The sequence below is a fragment of the Paraclostridium dentum genome (assembly GCF_012922555.1).
Taxonomy (GTDB): domain Bacteria; phylum Bacillota; class Clostridia; order Peptostreptococcales; family Peptostreptococcaceae; genus Paraclostridium; species Paraclostridium dentum.
Map to the genome: position 1 here is coordinate 1 of NZ_WIPK01000165.1, position 358 is coordinate 358.

1 protein-coding gene is annotated in these 358 nt (G+C 58.1%); it reads right to left on the minus strand.

What is annotated here, in order from left to right; genetic code table 11:
- Window positions 1–339 (minus strand): hypothetical protein (locus GFJ41_RS21255; RefSeq protein ID WP_500048763.1); only part of this gene is annotated, 339 nt, incomplete at its 3' end.
- Window positions 340–358: the final 19 nt, after the last annotated feature.

Below are 358 nucleotides of genomic sequence, written 5' to 3' on the forward strand. Positions count from 1 at the left end.
GACGGGGGGCTCGTATCCGTCCGCTCTCTCCACCTTTGCCCCGGTCTCACCCTCTGCTGGTTTAGCAGTGCTGCTGCTTCCGCCTTCACCGTGGAGCTCCATCAGCTTCCCCAGCTCGAACTTGGGCTTCTTGAGCATCTTGACCTTCCTGACGTAGACGTCATGCAGCGGGTAGATGGACTGGCAGGCTTTCTCGATGTCCTTACCGACGCTGTCAGGGATCAGTTTGTTCACCACCTCCTTGAGATCGTTGGTCTGAACCTCGCGGGTCATGATCTCCATCATCTTCTTGCGGATCTGGCGGACCTGCTGGTGCTGGGCGTACGACGTCTTGCGGATCTGGTTGGAGCGTTTCTTG